Genomic DNA, 3,988 nt, shown 5'->3' with positions numbered 1-3,988 from the left:
GCGATTTACAAGCTCGCCGTTCAGGTTATTATGGTCCATAATCACCCCGGTGGGAATGTGACGCCTTCAATCGAAGACCAGGACCTTACCGATCATTTTATTCAGGCGGGCAAATTCCTTAAGGTTGAAGTGATCGATCATCTCATCATCAGCGATGAAACCTATCATAGCTTTGTCGATTCGGGGATCTTCAAGAAACTTCAGGAAAGTGAACGATGGATTTTGCCTTATAAACTCAAGGAGAGATACAGGAATGAAGGCAAAAAAGAGGGGTTAAACGAAGGGATTCAACTTGGGAAGGAGGAAGGATTAAAAGAAGGTAAGATTGAAGTAGCAAAGGCAATGAAGCAAAAAGAGATCAGTATAGCGATCATTGCTGAAACTTCAGGGCTTTCAATCGAAGAGATTAAAAAACTATAAGGAAAAGGGGCCAGGCTCAATTGATAGGTCGTTTTTCACAGATCATTCGTCTAACATTCGGCTGCAGGCGACCCAATGCCGCGGTCTAGCTCCTCAGGAACTTTCAAGCTCAGTGCCACGCGGCATTGGGCGCCTGAGCCCAAGCGTTAGCTGAATACCAAAAGTTGTAGTGGAGTTGACTCAAAGGTATTAAAGCATGAATATTGAACAATTATATCAGCAATACATAAATCCGATACCGGCGACGGAACAGTTGGAACTGATTTCTCTTATCAGTAAAAAGCTGATAGTAAAATCCGAACAAGATAGAAAACAGCGAAGACTGGTTGAGCTTGAAGGACTGGGATCTGAAATATGGAAAGGTGTTAATGCCCAAAAATATGTCGACGAACTGAGAGATGAATGGAATTACCGTTTATGATAATTCCTGATACTGTTTTTACAGAAATAAGGCGACTGGGATTCGATACATCTCCTTTTATCTATTTTGTCGAACGTCACCCTGTTTATCTTCCAATGATACGGGATATTATTAGAAGGATTGACGAGGGTATCATCAAGGGTTATGGTTCAGTGATCACGCTTACCGAGGTTCTTGTGCATCCGAGGCGTGAAGGGAAAATCTCCCTTGAAAATGAATACCGTGATATTCTCCAGAACAGCCGAAATTTTGAACTTGTCCCGATTAGTGCCGGGGTAGCCGACCAGGCATCAGAACTTCGGAGTCGTCATAACCTACGAACTCCTGATGCCTTACAGATTACTGCAGTTCTTTCTGTTGGTTGCGAAGCATTTCTTACCAATGATAAAAAGCTAAAACATGTTGATGATCTAAGAATAATTGTATTGGATGATTACTTACCAGAAATACGGAAAGAAAAGGACATCCATTTTTTAACCTGATCCTTACCCTATCGGAGATACGGAATAATGCGAGTTACTACTACAAAAGGCCAAGTTACGATTCCTCGAGCTGTAAGAGAAGCTTTAGGGATATCTCCCGAAACAGAAATCGATTTTGTTGAAGATAGTAGTCGATCTTATATCGTAAAAACCGGCGCGCCGAATGTAACGGGAAAATTTGGAAAATTCAGAGGGATAGCGTCAGCGAAAATGTCTACTGACGAAATAATGAGTCTTACAAGGGAATCATGATGAATGGTATTTTGGTTGCGATACAAAAATGCGCGCCACTTGAATTTTTCATGAATCCATAGGAAGGTAGCCGCGAAGCCGTTCATCCGACCAGGAGGGCGTGAAAGCTGATGATAACCATAATCGGAAGTTTCAAAGGCGGGTCGGGCAAGAGCACCGTCACCTTCAACCTGGCGGTATGGCTCGCCATGGCCGAGGTGAAGGTCCAGCTCATCGACGCCGATCCCCAAGCGACCCTGGCCGATGTGGTAGAGGTGCGCATGGAAGAAGGCTTCGATCCCCCGTTGCGTATCGGGGACAAATCGGGGTTGACCCCGGAGCGGCTGAATGCCGCGGATGAGACCCTGATCGACGTTGGTACAGCGGATATGGACTCGATGCATCGGGCCTTGGCGCTGTGTGATCGGGTGGTCGTCCCCGTGCCTCCCTCCCAGGCGGATATCTGGTCCACGCAACGTTACATCCGTCTGGTGAACTCGGTACAAAGAGACAAGCCAGCGGACATCCTCGGCTTCATAAACCGTGGCGACACCCACCATGCCGTCCGCGAGACCGATGAAGCCGCCGCCGCGCTGGTTTCGCTGCCGGGCATCAAGTTCCTCAAGCCGCGGCTGTGCCAGCGCACCGTTTTTCGGCGCTCCTTCAGCGAGGGATTGGCAGTGTTCGAGCTAGAGCCGCGGGGTAAGGGGGCACGGGAGTTCTTTGCCCTGGCCGCCGCTCTCTATCCCAACCTGGTCAGCTGAGCCCTTACCCGCGGGCAATCGGGACGAATGCGTATCGCCTTTTCAGCTTCCAGCTACCAGTCGCCAGCTTCCAGCAGCTAGAAGCTGGCGTCGGTGTCGAATCCATCTCACAGGACGTCGGCATCCTCAAACCCATGCTGGCGAGCATGGAGGGCGTAGAGCAGGGCATTCAGTCCATGACCTTCACCACCGCGAAGATGCAGAGTGACATGGCGGACATGAATCGCAGCATCGGTCGTCCCATGATCTTCATGAATCGGTTCATACCTTGGTGAGCCGATTCGCCTGTCGTTAAATCGAGATAAAATGAGGTCTTAATCACCCGGCTGATGGCCTTCCGGGAAGAAGTAGCACAAGATTGTCCCGGTGAATGAGCTCTTCGTCGTCCAGGTAGCCCAGGATCCCTGCGAATCTGGCGCTGGGCTGGCCCTTGATGCGATTCGACTCCAGGGCATCGTAATTGACAAGCCCACGGGCGATCTCATGGCCCTGCTCGTCGACACAGGCTACGACCTCACCGCGCTGGAAAGTGCCTTGCACCTCCTTTACCCCCACCGCCAGGAGGCTCTTGCCCTGTCCCTGCAGGGCATGCACCGCACCGGCATCCAAGATAAGCCTGCCCCGGACCTGGAGCTGACCGGCCAGCCACCGCTTGCGAGCGGCCTGAGGCCCCTGGACCGGAGTCAGCAGGGTCCCGACCCGCTCACCTGCGCCGACCCGCCGCAGCACATCACCCTCCTTTCCCGGAGCAATGACGGTCGCGGTCCCTGAACGGGCCGCGAGCCGCGCGGCGCGTACCTTGGTTACCATGCCGCCAAGACCCAATCCGCTGACACTGCCACCGGCTACAGCGTCGAGCCGGGGATTGTCGATCCGGGTCTCGGAGATGAGCCTAGCGTCCGGATGGAAGCGGGGATCGCGGTCACACAGGCCCTCCTGGTCGGTGAGTAGAATCAACAGATCGGCCTCGACCAGGTTGGCGACCAGGGCGGCCAGGGTGTCATTGTCCCCGAACCTTAGCTCGTCCGTGGCTACCGTATCGTTCTCGTTTACCACCGGCACCACCTGGAGCCGCAATAAGGAAAGCAGGGTACTGCGGGCGTTCAAGTAGCGCCCCCGGTCGGCTAGGTCTTCCCGCGTGAGCAGGATCTGCGCCGCGTGGATGCCACGTTTCTGAAAGCAGGCCTCGTAGGCCTGGATCAGCCCCATCTGGCCGATAGCGGCAGCGGCCTGCAGCTCATGCAGGGATTTGGGGCGTTGGGCCCAACCCATGCGGGCCATACCCTCGGCGACGGCACCTGATGAGACGACCACCAGCTCACCCCTGTTGCGCAGGAACCCGGTTACCTGATCGGCCCAAGGGGCCAGGACCGTCCGATCAACCCCCCGGCCATTCCTGGTGAGCAAGGCGCTGCCGATCTTGACGACCCAACGTTTGGTATTGCGGATGCCGTCGCGGGAGATCACGGGCTGACTTCATCCTTCATGATACCCAATACCATTAAGTTAGCTGTTGGCCGCTTGTCGTGGTGGGTCGGAATACGAAAGAGAAAACGACGAAGCGCGCGAATCGGCGCGAACAAGATCCCTCCTTTCGGTTCGGGATGACAATTTCGTGAGGATTCGCGTGATTCGTCGTTTCTTTTCTTACTTTGCCGACCGGTAACGCT

At 53.3% G+C, this 3,988-nt stretch carries 8 protein-coding genes; 6 read left to right on the top strand and 2 right to left on the bottom strand.

What is annotated here, in order from left to right:
• The 6 genes from BQ17_RS09580 to BQ17_RS21735 form a co-directional block, all read left to right on the top strand.
• Nucleotides 1–420, top strand: a 420-nt coding sequence (locus BQ17_RS09580) for a JAB domain-containing protein (protein ID WP_089726518.1), incomplete at its 5' end; no start/stop codon positions are given.
• 196 nt (nt 421–616) lie between these two features.
• Nucleotides 617–841, top strand: a complete 225-nt coding sequence (locus tag BQ17_RS09575) for a hypothetical protein (RefSeq protein ID WP_089726516.1) — start codon at nt 617–619, stop codon at nt 839–841.
• Nucleotides 838–1,323 (top strand): type II toxin-antitoxin system VapC family toxin, encoded by a 486-nt coding sequence (locus BQ17_RS09570; RefSeq protein WP_218068204.1) that lies wholly within the window; start codon nt 838–840, stop codon nt 1,321–1,323. Before BQ17_RS09575 ends, BQ17_RS09570 begins: the two co-directional genes overlap by 4 nt.
• Nucleotides 1,324–1,350: 27 nt before the next feature.
• Nucleotides 1,351–1,575, top strand: a complete 225-nt coding sequence (locus tag BQ17_RS09565) for an AbrB/MazE/SpoVT family DNA-binding domain-containing protein (RefSeq protein WP_089726513.1) — start codon at nt 1,351–1,353, stop codon at nt 1,573–1,575.
• Between the two features lie 110 nt (nt 1,576–1,685).
• A complete protein-coding gene (locus tag BQ17_RS09560) occupies nt 1,686–2,318 on the top strand; it encodes a nucleotide-binding protein (protein ID WP_089726511.1) in 633 nt (210 codons plus the stop codon).
• 134 nt (nt 2,319–2,452) lie between these two features.
• The gene (locus tag BQ17_RS21735; RefSeq protein WP_176722368.1) at nt 2,453–2,593 is read left to right on the top strand and encodes a hypothetical protein; all 141 of its coding nucleotides are present in this window, start codon (nt 2,453–2,455) and stop codon (nt 2,591–2,593) included.
• Between the two features lie 43 nt (nt 2,594–2,636).
• Here BQ17_RS21735 and proB read toward each other — a convergent pair whose 3' ends face one another.
• Both proB and BQ17_RS22560 read right to left on the bottom strand, forming a co-directional pair.
• Entirely contained in the window at nt 2,637–3,785 is a 1,149-nt protein-coding gene (gene proB, locus BQ17_RS09555) for a glutamate 5-kinase (protein WP_089726509.1), read from the bottom strand.
• A partial coding sequence (locus BQ17_RS22560; RefSeq protein WP_218068203.1) for a hypothetical protein occupies nt 3,782–3,988 on the bottom strand: 207 nt, incomplete at its 5' end. The genes BQ17_RS22560 and proB, both read right to left, overlap by 4 nt.

The sequence above is a fragment of the Candidatus Thiosymbion oneisti genome (assembly GCF_900092655.1).
GTDB classification, from domain to species: domain Bacteria; phylum Pseudomonadota; class Gammaproteobacteria; order Chromatiales; family Chromatiaceae; genus Thiosymbion; species Thiosymbion oneisti.
The sequence above is the reverse complement of the archived record's forward strand: the minus strand, read 5'-3'. Positions and strand labels throughout refer to the sequence as shown.